The organism is Brevibacterium album DSM 18261 (assembly GCF_000426445.1).
Classification (GTDB): Bacteria; Actinomycetota; Actinomycetes; order Actinomycetales; family Brevibacteriaceae; genus Brevibacterium; species Brevibacterium album.
The window spans coordinates 1-18,283 of sequence record NZ_KE384526.1; the positions used below are offsets into that span (position 1 = coordinate 1).

Below are 18,283 nucleotides of genomic sequence, written 5' to 3' on the forward strand. Positions count from 1 at the left end.
GCAGGTTACTCACGTGTTACTCACCCGTTCGCCACTCATCCACACCTCAGCAAGCTGAGGGCTTCAGCGTTCGACTTGCATGTGTTAAGCACGCCGCCAGCGTTCGTCCTGAGCCAGGATCAAACTCTCCAAAAACACACAACATTAAGGATGTGTGCGCAATCCTGACCAGTCAATCAAAAACCACACCAACCCCACACAGGAGGCTGATGGACAGGGTTCTGATTCACCAGCACATAAAACATACTGGCATCATAAAAACAAACAAACACGCTATTGAGTTCTCAAAGAACAGACACACAAACCCATCCCACCACACACGCACGCGCAGCGCTCAAGGAGAAGTGCTTCGCAGGGGATCCGCTCGGCTGTTCAGCCGCCGTTCACTTCCCTGCGAACGAGATGTAACTCTATACGCCCCCAGGCCGCCGCGCAACCCGGAATCACGTGGCCTGCGACACACTATCCCGGAGGCAGCTGTGCCTGCGCCCCCATACACGAAGTGAGCGGTTTCCGCAGGTTCGCGCGTCGCGAACCTACGGAAACCGCTCACTCGGCGGGCCGGGAAGGTGGATCAGGCACTCACGACGTGGAGCGCACCGAGGGTCTTCTTCCCCCTGCGCAGCACGACGACACCCTGCTCACCGGCCGGGAGCACATCCTCGGTGCCGAGCACCGCATCCTCCCCCGTCACCTTCGCATTGTTGACGTACGCACCGCCGTCCTTGAGAGCACGGCGGGCATCGGACTTCGACTTGACGATCCCCGCCTCGGCGAAGGCATCCGCCACCGGCAGGCCCGCGGAGATCGCCGCGGCGCTCACGGTTCCCGAAGGCAGCTCGGCGGTCGCCGCCGCGAGCGTCGCCGGGACGATCTCGCGCAGCTCACCGCCGCGGAAGAGCGCCTCGGCCGCGGCGAAGGCCTGCGCGGCCTGTTCCTCTCCGTGCACCAGCGTCGTGATCTCCTGCGCCAGCTCCTTCTGCGCGATGCGCGTGTGGGGCGCGGCCTCGAAGCGCTCGCGGATGTCCTCGATCTCCTCGAGCGGCTTGAAGGAGAACACCCTGAGGTACTTGACGACATCGCGGTCGTCGGCGTTGAGCCAGAACTGGCTGAAGGCATAGGGACTCGTGAGCTCGGGGTCGAGCCACACCGTGCCGCTCTCCGTCTTCCCGAATTTGGTGCCGTCGGCCTTCGTGATGAGCGGCGTCGCCATCGCGTGCACGCTCTTCTGCTCGACCCGGCGGATGAGATCCGCGCCCGAGGTGAGATTGCCCCACTGGTCGGAGCCGCCGGTCTGCAGGGTGATGCCGTGGCGGCGATGCAGCTCGAGGTAGTCGTTGCCCTGCAGGATCTGGTAGGAGAACTCCGTGAACGAGATCCCGTGCTCGCTGTTCAGCCGGGTCGCCACCGTCTCCTTCGCGAGCATCCTGTTGACGGAGAAGTGCTTGCCGATGTCGCGCAGGAAGTCGATCGCGGACATCGGGCCCGTCCAGTCGAGGTTGTTCACCATCTGCGCGGCATGCGTGCCCTCGAAGTCGAGGAAGCGCTCGATCTGACCGCGGATCTTCTCCACCCAGCCGTCGACGACCTCGCGCGGGTTGAGCGTGCGCTCCCCCGACATGCGAGGATCGCCGATGAGCCCCGTGGCTCCGCCCACGAGCGCGAACGGATTGTGCCCGGCCAGCTGCAGGCGGCGCGCGAACAGGATCTGCACCAGATTGCCCATGTGCAGGCTGGGCGCGGTGGGATCGAAGCCCACATAGAAGTTCACCGTCTCCTCGGTGAGCGCGCGCCGGAGCGCGTCTTCGTCCGTGGACAGTGCCACCAGGCCGCGGGCCTGGAGCTCGCTGAGGATGTCGGTCACGATGTTCCTTTCACGTCTCTCGCGCCTCCCGCCCCAGCAGCCGAGTTCCCGGCCGGGTCGCGGTCGTGCGCCGGGGCAAGTGTATCCTTCCCGCCCGCCGCCGGTGCGAGGGCGGAGTCCGGCGGCAGCACGGCGCCCCCGGACCGGAGAGCTGAGTCCCGGCCCGGGGGCGCGGCTGCCGTCGGAGCGCCCGGCCTCAGCGCAGGCGCTGACCGGCGAACTCCCGCAGCTGCGCCAGATGCGCACGTGCGCTCTCCAGCTGAGCCGCGACCGCCGAGCGGGCCGTACCGCCCTTGGCGTTCCTCGAGTCGATGGAGCCGTGGGTGGTCAGCACCTCGCGCACGGCGGGCGTGAGGTGGGCGGAGATGCCCGCATAGTCCTCGTCGGAGAGGTCCCACAGCTCGACCCCGCGGGACTCCGCGAGCTGCACGGCCTCGCCCGAGAGCTCGTGCGCGATCCGGAACGGCACACCCTGGCGGACGAGCCATTCCGCGATGTCCGTCGCGAGAGCGAAACCGCGGGGAGCGAGGTGCTCCATGCGCTCGGTGTGGAACTCGAGCGTCGCGACCATTCCGGTGAAGGCCGGCAGCAGCAGCTCGAGCGTGTCCGTCGCATCGAACACGGGCTCCTTGTCCTCCTGCAGATCGCGGTTGTACGCGAGCGGCAGCGCCTTGAGCGTCGAGAGCAGCCCCGTGAGGTCGCCGATGAGGCGGCCCGCCTTGCCGCGCGTGAGCTCCGCGACGTCCGGGTTCTTCTTCTGCGGCATGATCGAGGAGCCCGTCGAGAAGGCGTCGTCGAGGGTGACGAAGGAGAACTCCTTGGTCGCCCACGCGATGATCTCCTCGCTGAGCCGGGAGAGGTCCACGCCGATCATCGCCGCTGCGAAGGCGTACTCCGCGAAGACATCGCGGGCGGCGGTGCCGTCGATGGAGTTCTCCACCGAGTCCGCGAAGCCCAGCTCCTCGGCGACGGCCTGCGGATCGAGGCCGAGCGAGGAGCCGGCCAGGGCCCCGGAGCCGTACGGCGACACCGCGAGCCGCGCATCGAGGTCGCGCAGGCGCTCGACATCGCGCATGAGCGGCCAGGCGTGCGCGAGCAGATGGTGTGCCAGCAGCACGGGCTGCGCGTGCTGCAGGTGCGTGCGCCCGGGCATGGGCGCCTCGGGGTGCGCCGCGGCCTGCTCCACGAGCGCTGCGACGGTGTCGAGCACGAGCCCGGCGACGACGCGTGCGTGGTCGCGCAGGTACATGCGCCCCATCGTCGCGATCTGGTCGTTGCGCGAGCGGCCGGCGCGCAGCCGGCCCCCGAGCTCCGGGCCTGCGATCTCCATGAGCCCGCGCTCGAGCGCCGAGTGCACGTCCTCATCGGACTCCGCGGCGGCGAACGAGCCGTCGACCACGCGGGCCTCGAGCGTCTCGAGCGCTGCGAGCATGCCCGCGAGGTCCTCGTCCGAGAGGAGGCCGGCACGCGAGAGCACACGCGCATGCGCCCGGGAGCCCGCGATGTCGTAGCGGGCCAGCCGCCAGTCGAAGTCCGTCGACTTCGACAGCTGCGCGAGCGCATCCGCGGGACCGGCGGCGAACCGCCCGCCCCACAGGCTCACACGCTCGGTGTCCGCCGACGCACCGGCGGCCTCCTGCCCGGACGGCTTCCCGGCGGCACTCACAGCTCGTTCCGCCCGAACTTCACGTCGCGGGCCGCGGCCTGCTTGGAGGACAGGCCGAAGATGTCGATGAAGCCGCGGGCGGCGGACTGGTCGAAGGTCTGGCCCTCGTCGTAGGTGGCGAGCCCGAAGTCGTACAGCGTCGAGTCCGAGCGGCGGCCCTCGACCGTGGCCCGGCCGCCGTGCAGCACCATGCGGATCTCACCGGAGACGTACTCCTGCGAGGCGTCGACGAAGGTGTCGAGGTTCTTCTTCAGCGGGGAGAACCACTGGCCGTCGTAGACGAGCTCGGTCCAGCGCTGGTCGACGAGCTTCTTGAAGCGGGCCTGCTCGCGCTCGAGCGTGATGTTCTCGAGCTCGCGGTGGGCCGTGATGAGCGTCATCGCGCCCGGCGCCTCGTAGACCTCGCGGGACTTGATGCCCACGAGGCGGTCCTCGACGATGTCGATGCGGCCGATCCCCTGTGCGCCGGCGCGCTGGTTGAGCTCCTCGATCGCCTGCAGCGGGGTGACCTCGCGGCCGTCGATGCGCACCGGGACGCCCTGGGCGAACTCGATCGTGACCTCGTCGGCCGGCGGCGGGAACGCCGGGTCGTCGGAGTAGTCGTAGACGTCCTTCGTGGGGCCGTTCCAGATGTCCTCGAGGAAGCCGGTCTCCACCGCACGCCCCCACACGTTCTGGTCGATCGAGAACGGGTTCGACTTGGTCGTGACGATCGGCAGCTCGTTGCGCTCGGCGTACTCGATGGCGGCCTCGCGGGTGAGCGCGAGGTCGCGCACCGGGGCGATGCACTTGAGGTCCGGTGCGAGCGAGGTCAGCGAGACCTCGAAGCGCACCTGGTCGTTGCCCTTGCCGGTGCAGCCGTGAGCCACCGTCGAGGCGCCGAACTGGCGCGCCGCGCGCACGAGGTGCTTGGTGATGAGCGGCCGGGAGAGCGCGGACACATTGGGGTAGGAGTCCATGTACAGCGTGTTGGCCTTGAGGCCCGGCATGCAGTACTCCTCGGCGAACTCGTCGCGCGCGTCCGCCACATAGGCCTCGACCGCGCCGCAGTCCAGGGCCCGCTGGCGGATGGTCTCGAGATCCTCACCGCCCTGCCCCACGTCGACGGCCATGGCCACGACCTCGGCGCCGGTGGCCTCCTGGATCCAGCCGATCGCCACGGAGGTGTCGAGCCCACCGGAGTAGGCCAGCACGATGCGTTCTGTCATTGAGATGTCTCCTTGTTCGTTCTCTTCGCGTCTATTCTGCGGCATCGCGGCCGGGACCGCTCGCCTGTCCGTCATCCGTCTCGTGCTCGGGACCGGGGTGGCCCGCGAGCTCGAGGAACAGCCGGGCGATGCGCCCGCCCTCGGTCTCGCCCGAGGCGATCACGAGCACCGTGTCATCGCCGGCGATCGTGCCGATCACCCCGCTCATGACGGAGCGGTCGATCGCGCTCGCAAGGTACTGTGCGGCGCCCGGCGGCGTCCGCAGGACCACGAGCGCCCCGGACCGGACCGCGCTCACGAGCACCTCCTCCAGCAGCCGCTGGAGCTTCGCGTCGAAGACGTCCGCGCCCTGGGCGGAGAACAGGCTGGACCTGTCCCCTCCCTCGCCCGGCACGGCGTAGACCCCGCCCGAGGCCGCCCGCACCTTGACCGCGCCGATCTCGCCGAGGTCGCGGGACAGGGTGGCCTGCGTGACCCGCACGCCGTGCTCGGCGAGCCGGCCCAGCAGCTCGGACTGCGAGGGGATCGGCTCCCGCTCGATGAGCGAGACGATGAGCCGCTGCCGCGCCGTCTTCGTCTGGGCGTGCTCCGCGGACTGCGGCTGCGTCATCTCAGGCCTTCGCCAGCAGCCAGGCGAGCAGCGCCTTCTGCGCGTGGAGGCGGTTCTCCGCCTCGTCGAAGACCGCCGAGGCCGGTCCGTCGATGACCTCGGCGGCGACCTCCTTGCCCCGGTAGGCGGGCAGGCAGTGGAGGAAGACCGGATCGTTCCCCAGCTCCATGAGCTCCTGGGTGACCTGGTACCGCACGAACGGAGAGGCCTCGTCGTCGCGGCCGGCGGCGTCCTGGCCCATCGAGACCCAGGTGTCGGTGACGAGGACATCGGCGCCGGCCGCGGCGGCGCGGGGATCGTCCGTCACGGTGAGTGAGCCGCCGGTGACGGCCGCGAGCGCCTCGGCCTCGGCGACGACGGAGGCGGCGGGCTGGTGGCCGGCGGGCGCGGCGATGCGCACGTGCATGCCCGCGTTCACGCAGCCGAGCGCATAGGAGTTCGCCATGTTGTTCGCCCCGTCGCCGTAGTAGCTCAGGGTGAGCCCGGCCAGGCCGTTGCCCTCGCCGGTGCCCCGGTGCTCGCGGATCGTGAGGAGGTCGGCGAGGATCTGGCACGGGTGGTAGTCGTCGGACAGCGCATTGACGACGGGCGCCGAGGAGTGCGCGGCCATCTCCTCGAGCCCGGCCTGCGCGAAGGTGCGCCAGACGATCGCCGCGACCATGCGCTCGAGCACCCGGGCGGTGTCCGCGATGGACTCCTTGTGGCCCAGCTGGCTCTCGCCCGGGTTGACGATGAGCGGGCTGCCGCCCAGCTGGCTCACCCCGGCGGCGAAGCTCACGCGCGTGCGCGTCGAGGTCTTGTCGAAGAACACCGCGACGGTCTGCGGGCCGGCGAGCGGGCGCTCGGCATAGGGGTCGGCCTTGAGCCGGGCTGCGAGTTCGAGCACCTCGGCCTGCTCGGCCGGGGAGAGATCCGTGTCCTTGAGGAAGTGGCGGGTCATGAGGCTCCTTCTGCGGAGGCGGTCTGGGCTGCGGCATCTGCGACGATCCCGGGCAGGGCACGGACGAAGCCGAGCAGCTCGTCCTCGGTGACGATGAGCGGCGGGGCGAGCCGCAGGCGGGTCTCGGTGACGGGATTGACGATGTACCCGGCCTCCAGCGCGGCCGCCGCGACGGCCTTGGCCTGCCCGTCCGACAGCTCGAGGCCCAGCAGCAGGCCCGCTCCGGTCACCTCGCTGACCTCGTCGAGGCCCGTGAGGGCGTCGCGGGCGCTCGCACCGAGCTGCGCGGCGCGGTCGACCAGCCCCTCCTGCCCGAGGGTGCGCAGCACGGCGAGCGCGGCGGCCGTCGCGAGGGGGTTGCCCGAGAACGTCGAGCCGTGCTGTCCGGCCTGCAGGAGCTTCGTGACATCGGCGCCGAAGGCCACCGTCGCACCGATCGGCATGCCGCCGCCGAGGCCCTTGGCCAGTGTGATGACGTCCGGGCTGACGCCCTCGCCGATCTCGGGGTGCTGGAAGGCGAACCACGCCCCCGTGCGCCCCACTCCCGTCTGCACCTCGTCGAGGACGAGGAGGGCACCGACCGCACTCGTGGCCTCGCGCGCGGCGGTGAGGTAGCCCTGCGGATGTCTCCGCACCCCGGACTCGCCCTGGACGGGCTCGAAGAACACCGCGGCGGTGTCGGAGTCCACCGCGGCCCGCAGGGCGGCCTCGTCGCCGAAGGGCACGTGGACGACCCCGGGCACACCGGGTTCGAAGGGCGCGCGGTAGGCGGCCTTCGAGGTGAGCGCGAGCGCGCCCATCGTGCGCCCGTGGAAGGAGCCTTCGACGCAGACGATCTTCGACCTTCCCGTGCGGCGGGTGATCTTCAGCGCCGCCTCATTGGCCTCGGCCCCGGAGTTCGAGAAGAACACCGTCGAGCCCTCCGGCGCCTTCGCGAGCGCGAGGACTTCGGAGGCCGCCTCGATCTGCGGCCGGGAGGCGAAGAAGTTCGAGATGTGTCCGAGGGTGGAGATCTGCTCGGTGACCGCCTCGACGATCGCCGGGTGGGCGTGACCGAGAGCGTTCACCGCAATGCCGGAGAGCAGGTCGAGGTAGCGGTTCCCGTCCGCGTCCCACACATGCGAGCCCTGGCCGCGCACCAGCAGGCGCTGCGGGGTCCCGAAGACGGGCATGAGGGCATCGTGGTATTCGGCCTGCCAGGCGGTCTCTGCGGCCTCTGCGGACCTTGCCGTTGCGGTGCAGCTCATGACTGTGTTCCCTCCGCGTCGTGCGTCACCATGGTGCCGATGCCCTCCGAGGTGAAGACCTCGATGAGGAGCGAGTGCGCCACCCGGCCGTCGATGATGTGGGCCTGGTGCACCCCGGCGTCGAGCGCCTCGAGTGCTGCGGTCATCTTGGGGATCATGCCGGAGTCCAGGCGCGGCAGGAGCTCGCGCAGCTCTTCCGGGCTGATCCTCGAGATGAGGCTGTCGCGGTCCGGCCAGTCCCGGTAGAGGCCCTCGATGTCGGTGAGCATGACGAGCTTGTCCGCCCTGAGCCGGCGGGCGATCGCCGCGGCGGCGAGGTCCGCGTTCACATTGAGGGGCTTGCCGGCCTCGCCGCCGGTCTCCGCGGCGATCGAGCAGATGACGGGCACCCGGCCGGCGTCGAGCAGCTCGTGGAGGAAGTCGGTGTTGACCTGCTGGATCTCTCCCACGCGGCCGAGCTCCACCACCTCGCCGTCGACCACGGCGGTCGTGGGGGTGGCGAGCAGCAGGTCCGCGTCCTCACCGGACAGCCCCACGGCGGCATCGCCGTTCATGTTGATCCGGCTCACGATCTCCCGGTTCACCTGCCCGGACAGGACCATGCGGATGACCTCGGCAGCTTCCTCGCTCGTGACTCGCTGGCCGGCGCGGAACTCGCTTGCGATCTGCAGCCGCTCGAGCATCGCGGTGATCTGCGGACCGCCCCCGTGCACGACGACGGGCTTGAGGCCCGCGAAGCGCAGGAAGGCGATGTCATCGGCGAAGCTCTGCTGGAGCTCCCGGCTGATCATCGCGTTGCCGCCGTACTTGATGACGATGGTGGCCCCGGCGAACTCCTTGATCCAGGGCAGCGCCTCGGTGAGCACTGCGGCCTTGGACTGCGCCTGCGCCAGCCGCTCCTCGCTGTTCATGGTCTCTTCCTCTGCTGTCGTGTGCCGTCGGCTGTCATGTGCCGCTGCGGACCGGCCGCGGATGCCGGCGGCCCGCCGGGAGGTGTGCGCTCAGGTCGAGTAGGCGCTGTTCTCCTCGACGTAGTCGTGGGTGAGGTCCGAGGTCCACACCGTCGCGGACTCGCTCCCGGCCTTGAGGTCGATGACGACGTCGACCTTCCGCGAGAACACGACGGTCTCGGGGTCCGCGTCCGGGGCGGAGTTCGCGCACACGCGCACACCGTTGATCGTGACGTCGATGGTCGTGGGGTCGAACTCCGCATCCGTGACGCCCACCTGGGCCACGACCCGCCCCCAGTTGGGGTCCTCGCCGAAGATCGCGGCCTTGAAGAGGTTGGACCGGCCGACGGCGCGGCTGACGGTCACGGCGTCGTCGACGCTCACGGCCCCCCGCGTCGTGATCGCGATGTCGTGGTGGGCTCCCTCCGCATCCGTGTGCAGCTGTGCGGTGAGGTCGAGGCAGGCCTGCGTGACGACTGCGGTGAGCTCGGCCTCGCTCGGGGTCGTGCCCGCCTCACCCGAGGCCATGAGCACGACGGTGTCGTTGGTCGACATGCACCCGTCCGTGTCGAGCCGGTCGAAGGACTGCGCGGTCGCCGCGCGCAGAGCTCGCTCGAGCACGTCCTGCTCGACGGCGGCATCCGTGGTGAGGACCACAAGCATCGTCGCGAGGCCCGGTGCGAGCATGCCCGCGCCCTTCGCCATGCCCCCCACACGGAAGCCCTCCGCATCGAGTGCGACCGTCTTGGGCACGGTGTCCGTGGTCATGATCGCCTCGGCGGCGGCCTGTCCGTGGGCCTCCCCACTCCCCCGTTCGGCGATCAGGCCCGGCAGCCCGTCCACGATCCGGTCGCGGAAGTCCTGGCCGCCCACGCCGATGAGACCGGTCGAGCAGACGAGCACATCCGCCGGCGAGATCTCCAGGAGGGCGGCGGCGCGCTCGGCGGTGAGGTGCGTGGTCTGGAAGCCGAATTCGCCCGTGTAGCAGTTGGCGCCTCCCGAGTTGAGGACGACGGCGCGGGCCCGCCCGTCCGCACTCGCCCGCTCCGACCACAGGACGGGATTCGCCTTGCAGCGGTTGGACGTGTACACGGCCGCCACGGCATCGGAGGGGCCGTCGTTGACGACGAGGGCGAGGTCCGACCTGCCGGAGGGCTTGAGGCCCACGGTGAGGCCGGCGGCGGAGAAGCCTGCGGGGTGAGTGACGCTCATGTGTTCTCTCCTGGAGGAGGCGGGGTTTCAGCGGGTCGGGGTCGGAGCCGGTCAGGACCGCGGCTCAGGGGGCGACGCCGTCCGCGGGGAGGGCGAGCGCCTCGTCGAGGCCGAGCGCGAGGTGGGCGGACTGGAGCGCCTGGCCCGCAGTGCCGCGCACGAGGTTGTCGAGGGCGACGGACACGAGCACGGTGCCCGCACGCTCGTCGATGCCGTACTGGATCTGTGCGGTGTTCGAGCCCGTCACGGAGCTCGTGCGCGGCCAGAGCCCCGACGGCAGGACGGTGACGAAGGGCTCCTCGCGGTACGCCGAGGCGAAGGCCTCCCCCGCGCGGGAGCCGGCCTCGGCGACGGGGACGGTGAGCGGTGCGCTGAGGGTGGCGTGGATGCCACGGGCCACCGGCACGAGCGTGGGGGTGAAGGAGATGCGGACGCCGCCGTCGTGCTGGGACGCCTCCGGGATCCCGAGGACGCGGGCGAGGTTCTGCTCGATCTCCGGGATGTGCCGGTGGGTGCCGGCCTGTGCGTACGAGCTCACATCGCCGAGGATCTCACCGGCCAGCAGGTGCGGCTTGAGCGCCTTCCCCGCTCCCGAGACGCCGTTGGCCAGGGTCGCGGTCAGCCGGGCAGGATCGATGAGACCGGCGGCGACGAGCGGCTGGAGGCCCAGGGTCACGGCGGTGACATTGCAGCCGGGCACCGCGATGCGGGTCGAGCGCCGGAGCGTCTCGCGCTGCTTCGTTCCGTCGGCGTGCATGAGCTCGGGCAGGCCGTAGTCCCAGCTGCCCTGGTGCTCGCTGCCGTAGAAGCGCTCCCAGGCCCACGCCGAGGTGAGCCGGTGATCGGCGGCGAGGTCGAGGATGAGGGTCTCGGGACTCGTGGCCGCGAGCTCCGCCGCGATCCGGCCCGAGGCCCCGTGCGGGAGCGCGAGGACCACGACGTCGTGGCCGGCGAGTGCGCTCGCATCGGAGGGCTGGATGGCGAGATCGGCGAAAGTGGTCAGATGGGGCTGGTGGGCGCCGAGCCGCTCCCCCACCGTCGAGTGCCCTGCGACGGTGGTGACTCGCAGCTGCGGATGGCCGGCGAGGAGGCGGAGGACCTCGCCCCCGGCATAGCCGGTGGCGCCGGAGACGGCGACGGTGAAGGTCTGCATATGCATAATCATACGCAACTTCGCGTTTTTATCCAGCCGCAGGGCGCCCCGGTTCCGGCACCGCACCATGAGATTACCGCCACAGCCCGCCTCCGGAATCCCTACGATGGTCAGTGCCCGAAGAAGGACGAAGAGGGAGAACAGCATGACCGAGCAGATGCAGGCGGTGCGCGCGATGGCGGCCGGCGGGCCGGAGGTCCTCGAGTACGGCGGTGTCGCAGCCCCCGCCGCCGGTCCGGGTGAGCTCCTCGTGGACGTCCGCGCCTCCGGCGTGAACTTCATCGACACGTACCGCCGCTCCGGGGTCTACCCCATGGACTACCCGCACATCGTGGGCGTCGAGGGCGCGGGCGTCGTGGCCGAGGTCGGCGAGGGCGTGAGTGATCTCTCCCCCGGCGACCGCGTCGCCTGGCACGATGCGCCCGGCTCGTACGCCGAGCGGGCGGTGGTGCGTGCCGACATGGCGATGCGCGTGCCCGAGGGGGTCGGCTTCGAGGCTGCCGCGGCCATCCCGCTCCAGGGACTCACCGCGCAGTACCTCGCCACCGGATCGCACCGGATCGAGGCGGGCCAGACGGCGCTCGTCCACGCCGCGGCCGGAGGCGTGGGGCTCCTCCTCACCCAGCTCATCAGGCACCTGGGCGGCCGCGTGATCGGCACCGTCTCCACGGAGGAGAAGGCCGGGCTCGCCCGCGCCGCCGGTGCCGATGAGGTGTTCCTCTACGGCAAGGGGGTCGATGTCGCCCAGACCGTCCTCGACCTCACCGACGGCCGCGGCGTCGACGTCGCCTATGACGGCGTGGGGAAGGACACCTTCGACGCCTCGCTGAGGGCGACGGCGGTGCGCGGCTCGCTCGTGCTCTTCGGCGGAGCGAGCGGCCAGGTGCCCCCGTTCGACATCCAGCGGCTCAACTCCGGCGGGGGCCTCTTCCTCTCCCGGCCCTCGCTGCAGTGGTTCGTGCGCACGCCCGAGGAGCTCGCCGAGCGCTCGGCCATGCTGTTCGACGGCCTGGAGAACGGCTGGCTGGACTTCCGGGTGGGCCGCACATTCTCCCTCGGCGAGGCCGCCGAGGCCCACCGCGCCCTCGAGGGCCGCGAGACGACGGGCAAGGTCGTCCTCGTGCCCTGAGCGCGGACAGGCACGGCGCCCGCATGTCGGTCTGCGACGCGATGTGTCGCACCGGGTCGCCGTGTTGCGGGCCCCCGGCCCGCCCCGGTGCCGCGGCCGTACGGTGACGGCGTTGTGACCGCACCGACGGTCCGGCGCAGGAGCCGGCCGGGAAAGGGGCCCGCCCCACATGGCAGCAGAGGACGAGTTCGAACGGATCGCAGGGGACTTCCGCGCGATCTTCGAGGCGGCGGCGCCGGAGGCCGCGGCGCGCGACCGGGAGCACACCCTGCCGGCAGATGCCGTCCGCGCGCTGGCGACGCGAGGGTTCGGCGCGCTCCGGATCCCGCAGGCCGATGGCGGCCCCGGGCTCAGCCTGCCCCAGACCGCGCGGCTGTGGATCGAGGCCGCCGCCGCGGATGCGAACCTGCCGCAGATCTTCCGCGGGCAGTTCGCCTTCGCCGAGGACCGCATCCACGCCCGCGACGCCTCCCGGCAGGCATGGCTCGACCGCTTCCTGGCCGGTGAGTTCGTGGGCAACGCGTGGAGCGAGACGGGGGCGAGCACCACCTCAGGCGCGGCCACCCGGCTCCGCTCGACCCCGCACGGGCTCCGGCTGGAAGGCCGCAAGCACTACACGACGGGCACCCTCTACGCGGACTGGGCCGATGTCACCGCAACCGACGATTCCGGCCGCACGGTGGCGGTCATCGTCCCGACCGCGGATCCCGGTGTGAGCGTCTCGGATGACTGGGACGGCTTCGGCCAGCGGCTCACCGGCACCGGCACCGCCGTGTTCTCCGACGTCCCGGTGGATCCGGCCCATGTCACGGAGCTCACGGGGCGGTTCAGCTACCAGACGGCCCACTACCAGCTCGTGCTGCTGAGCGTGCTCGCCGGCATCGCCGCACGTGCGGCCTCTGATGTGGCGCTGGCAGTCCGTGAGCGCACCCGGGTGTACACGCACGGTCTGGCACCCCTGGCCCGCCACGATGGGCAGATCCTCGCCGTCGTCGGCCAGGTCCGCTCCACCGCCTTCGCCGCCGAGGCCGTCGTGGCGCACGCCGCTGCCGCGCTGCAGCGGGTCTCGGACCTCGAGCACGAGCGCGGTTCGGCCGCGCACCTCGCGGCCTCGGCAGAGGCCGAGCTCGCCACCGCGCAGGGCCAGGTTGTGCTCTCCGAGCAGGTGCCGCAGGCGCTCGGGCGGCTGTTCGACGCGCTCGGCGCCTCGGGCACTTCGCGGGAGCTCGGCCTCGACCGGCACTGGCGCAATGCCCGCACCGTCGCCTCGCACAATCCCGTCGTCTACAAGCAGCGGATCATCGGCGACTGGGCCGTCAACGGCACCGACCCCGTCCGGCTCTGGGACGTGGGCATCACAGACCGGCCTGCGGAGCAGCCGGACCACACACACGAGGAGGTCCCGGCATGAGCAGGCAGATCCGCTTCAACGCCTTCGAGATGAACTGCGTCGCCCACCAGTCCCCGGGACTGTGGCGGTACCCCGGCGACCAGGCGTGGAGGTACAAGGATCTCGAGTACTGGCAGGACATCGCGCGGATCGCCGAGCGCGGGCTCTTCGACTCGGTGTTCATCGCGGACGTGCTCGGCACCTACGACGTCTTCGGCGGCAGCGATGTCGCAGCGATCAGGCAGGGCGCTCAGGTGCCCGTCAACGATCCGCTGCAGCTGGCCGTCGCGGGCGCGGCGGTGACGGAGCACGTGGGCTTCGGGATCACGGCGGGCACGGCCTTCGAGCATCCCGTGCCCTTCGCCCGGCGACTGTCGACGCTCGATCACCTCACCAGGGGCCGGGTGGGCTGGAACGTCGTGACCGGCTATCTCCCCTCGGCCGCGCGCAACCTCGGGCAGGCCGACCAGCTCGCCCACGATGCGCGCTACGACCACGCCGATGAGTACCTCGAGGTGGTCTACAAGCTGCTCGAGGGCTCCTGGGAGGACGATGCCGTCGTCCGCGATGCCGAGACCGGCGTCTTCGCGGACCCGGCGAAGGTCCATCACATCGGCCACCACGGGAAGCACTTCGACGTGCCGGGCATCCACCTGTCCGAGCCCTCCCCGCAGCGCACGCCGGTGATCTTCCAGGCCGGCGCCTCGCCCCGGGGCGTGCGGTTCGCCGCGGAGAACGCGGAGGCGATCTTCATCGGCGGTCCTACCAAGCAGATCGCGAAGGAGACCGTCCGGCGCATCCGCCGCGCACTCGTGGATGCGGGACGGGGCCCCTATGACGCGAAGATCTACCTCCTCAGCACGATCATTACGGACGAGACGGCCCAAGGTGCGGCCGCCAAGCACCGGGACCTGCTCTCGTACGCGAGCGTCGAGGGCACCGCGGTCTTCTTCTCCGGCTGGCTCGGCATCGACCTCTCCGCCTACGACCTCGACGAGCCGCTGGGGAACGTGAAGTCCAATGCCATCCAGTCCGCGCTCGCCGCCTTCCAGGGCGAGAACGAGCGCGGGGAGGCCTGGACGGTGCGGGACATCGTGAAGCTCGGCGGGATCGGCGGGCAGGGGCAGAACTTCGTCGGCTCGCCCGCGCAGATCGCGGACACCCTCATCGACCTCGTCGAGGAGACGGACATCGACGGCTTCAACCTCGCCTATGCGACGACGCCGGGCACCTTCGAGGACGTCGTGGACCTCGTGGTGCCCGAGCTCCAGGCCCGCGGCGTCTATCAGGAGGAGTACACGCCCGGGACCCTGCGCAGCAGGCTCTCCGGGAACGGGGACCGGCTGCCGGAGACCCACCGCGGTGCCCGTTACCGCGTGGGCGGACCCGGCTCCACCATCGACGATGTCACCGGTACGGGCATGCCCGCACCGGCTGCCCCACGGGCCGCGCAGACCGCACCGTCCCAGGCACCACTCGCACACACCGCATCCGCAGGACAGGAGACACCATGACCACCACGGCCACCGCAGACACCCGCCTGCGCACGTACTGGACCGGGCACGCTGATGCCGAGGAGCTCGCCCGCTGGGAGGCGGTGGCCGAGCGCGTGGCCGAGGCGCTCGCGGCAGACGCCTATGAGCGCGACCGTGCCAATGCCACCCCCTTCGCCGAGGCCGCCCTGCTCAAGGACTCCGGTCTGACCTCGCTGCTGGTGCCGGCCGAGTTCGGCGGCGGGGGCGGGCACTGGGAGTCCGCCCTGCGCGCGGTCCGCATCCTCGCGCGTACCGACGGCTCGATCGCCCAGCTGCTCGCCTATCACTACATCAACGAGGGCAATGTCGTCTTCGGCGCGCGCTCGGACGCGGTCACCGAGGACTGGCTGCGCCGCAGCGCGGACGGCCGCTGGATCTGGGGCGATTCCGTCAACCCCACGGATCCCGATCTGGAGCTCGTGCCCGAGGGCGAGGGCTTCCGCCTGCGCGGCCTCAAGCGGTACTCGACCGGCTCCGCGGTGGGCGATGCCCTCGTGGTCAACGCCGTGATCCGCGGCGGTGAGCACGACGGGCAGGTCGCAGCACTCGTGCTGGAGCGGGGTCGGGCCGGCGTCGAGCACCTCGACGACTGGGACTTCCTGGGCCAGCGGCTGTCCTCCTCGAACTCGGTCCGCTACCACGACGTCCGGGTGGAGCGCGGGGACATCCTGGGCCACCTCGTGGACGAGCCGTTCGCCACGCTCCTGACCCCGGGCATCCAGCTCATGTTCGGGAACCTGTACCTGGGGCTGGCCGAGGGCGCGCTGGCACTCGGCGCCGAACTGACCCGGAAGCGTCCGAACGCCTGGTTCCTCTCCGCCGTCGAGCGGTACCGCGACGATCCCTTCGTCAAACGGCTCTACGGCGAGCTCGTCTCCCGCATCGCGGCCGTCGAGGCGCTCGCGGACAGGCTGAACCGGGACTACGACGCATACATCGGCAGGGGTCGCTCCCTCACCTGGGAGGAACGCGAGGAGGCCGCGATCCGCATCGCGCAGCTCAAGGTCGTGTCCTCCGACCTCGTCACGGACCTGAGCAACCGGATCTTCGAGGCGACGGGGACGAGCTCGACCCGGACCGGGGTGGGCCTCGACCTGTTCTGGCGCAATGCCCGCACCCACACCCTCCACGATCCCGTCGACTACAAGAAGCTCGAGGTCGGCGCGCACTTCCTCAACGGCGAGACCGCACCGCTGTCCCTCTACACCTGAGGGCCGCGCCGCCGCGTGCTGCACCCCTCACCACAGCAGCACGCGGCGGTCGCGCAGGGCGGGGGCGAGCACGATCGCCGCGAGCACCATGCCCGCCATCAGCACCCAGGCGCCGAAGTACGTGAAGATCGTGAGCTGCTCGGCCAGCGGCGGACCGAAGTCGAACGCCATCATCACGACCCCGCCGAGCACGAGGGCGGTGGCGAGCACCACCTGCACGAGCTGGTCGACGACGGTGCGCACGAGATTGCGGATGAGGTCCGTCGTCAGCCCGCTCGTCCCGATGTCCAGCGTGCCGTCCTGCAGGTGCTTGACCACGCGCGAGACCTCGATGGGCAGCGAGGCCACCGCCGGCAGGGTCGCGTTCGCGTACAGCGCCGTGTCGTCGAGGGTCCTCCGCAGGCTCCGCGAGCCCGCGAGCACCTCGCGCCCGTGCGAGCGCACGAGGCTCAGCAGATCGCAGCGCGGGTCCAGTTTGCGCAGGCTGTCCTCAAGCGTCGTGATGGCGCGGAAGGCCTGCGCCACCGCCCGGGGCATCGCGAATCCGTGGTCGAACACGAAGTCCAGCAGCTCGCGGAAGAAGCCCGAGGCCGCACCGCCCCCGGTGCCGGAGCTCGCATGATCCGCACCGCCCGCACGGCCAGAGCCCCTGCCCGGCTCCGCCGCGCCCGAGTCGAAGCGCAGCATGATCTGCCCGATCTCCCGCTGCATCCGGCGCAGGTCGGTGCCCGGCGGCATGCCGAACATGTCGATGACCGCATTCGTCGCGGCCTGGGAGTTCTGCTTGTCGAAGGCCAGCAGCAGCGTGAGCACATCGCGCCGGTCGCGCGAGTCGAGCCTGCCCACCGCCCCGAAGTCGATGAGCCCGAGGTCGCCGGCCGGGGAGACCATGACGTTGCCGGGGTGCAGGTCCGCGTGGAACACGCCCGTGTCGAGCATCTGGCGGGCGATCGTCATGAACAGCTGCTCGGCCATCTCCCGCCGCACGAGGGCGGACATGCCCGCCAGCGCCTCCGCGCTGCGCGACAGCGGCCGGCCGGGCATACGGTCCATGACGAGCACGCGCTCGCCCGAGAGGTCCGGATAGACCTCCGGGATCGTCACGGCGGCCCGCCCGGCCGGCGCCTCGGCGCCGCCGCGTCCGCGCAGCTCCGCCTTCGTCCGGTGCACCGCCCGGCCGAGCACCGCCATCTGCTGCGCCTCACCGCGGTAGTCGAGCTCCTCGGCCAGGGAGTCCACGAAGCCGCGGGCGATCTCCGCGAGCCCGATGCTCCGCGCCCACTGCGCCGAGGCCTCGAAGCGCTCGGCGAGGCTCATGATGATCGCGGAGTCAGCCCGCACCTGCCGGCGCAGGTTCGGCCGCTGGATCTTCACGACCACCTCCTCGCCCGCGAGCAGGACCGCCCTGTGCACCTGCGCGACCGAGGCCGCTGCCAGGGGCTGCTCGTCGAACTCCCGGCAGACCTCGTCGATGGGCCTGCCCCAGGCCCGCTCGAGCGACGGCCGGATCTGCTCGAAGGGCACCGGCGGCACCTCGGACTGGAGGGCGGAGAACTCCTCCACGAACTCGCCGGGGACCATGTCCGCCCGCGTCGCGACGAACTGCCCCAGCTTGACGAAGGTGACGCCGGCCGCGGCCAGCGCCTCGGCCGCCGTGCGCGCGAGCTCCCGCCGCGAGACCCGCAGGCTGGGCACGCGCGGCTTGAGATACCTCCGGAGGCCGAACCGGAAGAGGATCCGCTGGATCTCCCATACGCGCCGGGTCGTGCGGTACCAGGACGGCATGCGCGCCGCCGTCCGCGCCACCTGCGTGAATGTGCCCGAGGGCAGGACGAGTTCGATGGCGAGCATGACGTAGAGCTGGATCGTGAGGAACCAGCCGAAGATGAGCAGGAAGACCATCACGGCGGAGAAGCTCATCCCCAGGAAGGGCACATCGCCGCGCTGGGTGATCTGGAGCATCGCGAACGCCTGCAGCGTCACCGGCCAGATCGACAGGCCCATGACGAGCGAGACGATGGTGTTGCGCAGCGCGCCCGTGCCCACCGTCGTGAGCCGGCGCACGAGCGCCCCGACGACGACCGCATTGAGCAGCCCGAGGACGATCGTCCAGAAGACGTTCATGTCCACCCTCTCCGATCCGGTCCGCGGATCTGCGGGGGCCGCCG

The 18,283-nt window shown here is 70.8% G+C and carries 14 protein-coding genes and 1 rRNA gene; 4 read left to right on the top strand and 11 right to left on the bottom strand.

Going from position 1 to position 18,283, the window contains the following annotated elements; all coding sequences use genetic code 11:
* The 10 genes from K318_RS0113435 to argC all read right to left on the bottom strand — a co-directional run.
* Positions 1–135: ribosomal RNA gene (locus K318_RS0113435) — 16S ribosomal RNA — on the bottom strand; the annotation flags it as partial.
* Between the two features lie 439 nt (positions 136–574).
* On the bottom strand, positions 575–1,864 hold the full coding sequence (gene tyrS / locus K318_RS0113440) for a tyrosine--tRNA ligase (protein WP_029089850.1): 1,290 nt from the start codon (positions 1,862–1,864) through the stop codon (positions 575–577).
* Positions 1,865–2,060: 196 nt separating this feature from the next.
* Complete coding sequence (gene argH, locus K318_RS0113445) at positions 2,061–3,530, bottom strand: argininosuccinate lyase (RefSeq protein WP_029089851.1); 1,470 nt, start codon at positions 3,528–3,530, stop codon at positions 2,061–2,063.
* Complete coding sequence (locus K318_RS0113450) at positions 3,527–4,738, bottom strand: argininosuccinate synthase (protein WP_029089852.1); 1,212 nt, start codon at positions 4,736–4,738, stop codon at positions 3,527–3,529. Before K318_RS0113450 ends, argH begins: the two co-directional genes overlap by 4 nt.
* Positions 4,739–4,769: 31 nt before the next feature.
* Positions 4,770–5,348, bottom strand: coding sequence for an arginine repressor (gene argR / locus K318_RS21985; protein ID WP_051298018.1), 579 nt, complete (start codon positions 5,346–5,348; stop codon positions 4,770–4,772).
* A 1-nt stretch (position 5,349) separates the two neighbouring features.
* Positions 5,350–6,288, bottom strand: coding sequence for an ornithine carbamoyltransferase (gene argF / locus K318_RS0113460; protein WP_029089853.1), 939 nt, complete (start codon positions 6,286–6,288; stop codon positions 5,350–5,352).
* Entirely contained in the window at positions 6,285–7,535 is a 1,251-nt protein-coding gene (locus K318_RS0113465) for an acetylornithine transaminase (RefSeq protein WP_029089854.1), read from the bottom strand. Before K318_RS0113465 ends, argF begins: the two co-directional genes overlap by 4 nt.
* A complete protein-coding gene (gene argB, locus K318_RS0113470) occupies positions 7,532–8,446 on the bottom strand; it encodes an acetylglutamate kinase (RefSeq protein WP_029089855.1) in 915 nt (304 codons plus the stop codon). Before argB ends, K318_RS0113465 begins: the two co-directional genes overlap by 4 nt.
* Before the next feature lie 90 nt (positions 8,447–8,536).
* Positions 8,537–9,697, bottom strand: a complete 1,161-nt coding sequence (gene argJ, locus K318_RS0113475; RefSeq protein ID WP_029089856.1) for a bifunctional glutamate N-acetyltransferase/amino-acid acetyltransferase ArgJ — start codon at positions 9,695–9,697, stop codon at positions 8,537–8,539.
* Positions 9,698–9,761: 64 nt separating this feature from the next.
* Positions 9,762–10,850: an N-acetyl-gamma-glutamyl-phosphate reductase gene (gene argC / locus K318_RS0113480; RefSeq protein WP_156914025.1), complete on the bottom strand. Its 1,089-nt coding sequence runs from the start codon at positions 10,848–10,850 to the stop codon at positions 9,762–9,764.
* A 157-nt stretch (positions 10,851–11,007) separates the two neighbouring features.
* On the opposite strand from argC, the gene K318_RS0113485 reads away from it, so the two are divergent.
* From K318_RS0113485 to K318_RS0113500, 4 genes are all read left to right on the top strand, one after another.
* Positions 11,008–11,979, top strand: a complete 972-nt coding sequence (locus K318_RS0113485) for a quinone oxidoreductase family protein (RefSeq protein ID WP_029089858.1) — start codon at positions 11,008–11,010, stop codon at positions 11,977–11,979.
* A gap of 169 nt (positions 11,980–12,148) precedes the next feature.
* A complete protein-coding gene (locus tag K318_RS21990; RefSeq protein ID WP_051298019.1) occupies positions 12,149–13,390 on the top strand; it encodes an acyl-CoA dehydrogenase family protein in 1,242 nt (413 codons plus the stop codon).
* Positions 13,387–14,883: an LLM class flavin-dependent oxidoreductase gene (locus K318_RS21995; RefSeq protein ID WP_051298020.1), complete on the top strand. Its 1,497-nt coding sequence runs from the start codon at positions 13,387–13,389 to the stop codon at positions 14,881–14,883. Before K318_RS21990 ends, K318_RS21995 begins: the two co-directional genes overlap by 4 nt.
* Positions 14,880–16,115: an acyl-CoA dehydrogenase family protein gene (locus tag K318_RS0113500; RefSeq protein WP_029089859.1), complete on the top strand. Its 1,236-nt coding sequence runs from the start codon at positions 14,880–14,882 to the stop codon at positions 16,113–16,115. Before K318_RS21995 ends, K318_RS0113500 begins: the two co-directional genes overlap by 4 nt.
* Before the next feature lie 27 nt (positions 16,116–16,142).
* Here the strand turns inward: K318_RS0113500 and K318_RS0113505 are convergent, their stop codons facing one another.
* Positions 16,143–18,239 (bottom strand): ABC1 kinase family protein, encoded by a 2,097-nt coding sequence (locus K318_RS0113505; RefSeq protein WP_029089860.1) that lies wholly within the window; start codon positions 18,237–18,239, stop codon positions 16,143–16,145.
* Positions 18,240–18,283: the final 44 nt, after the last annotated feature.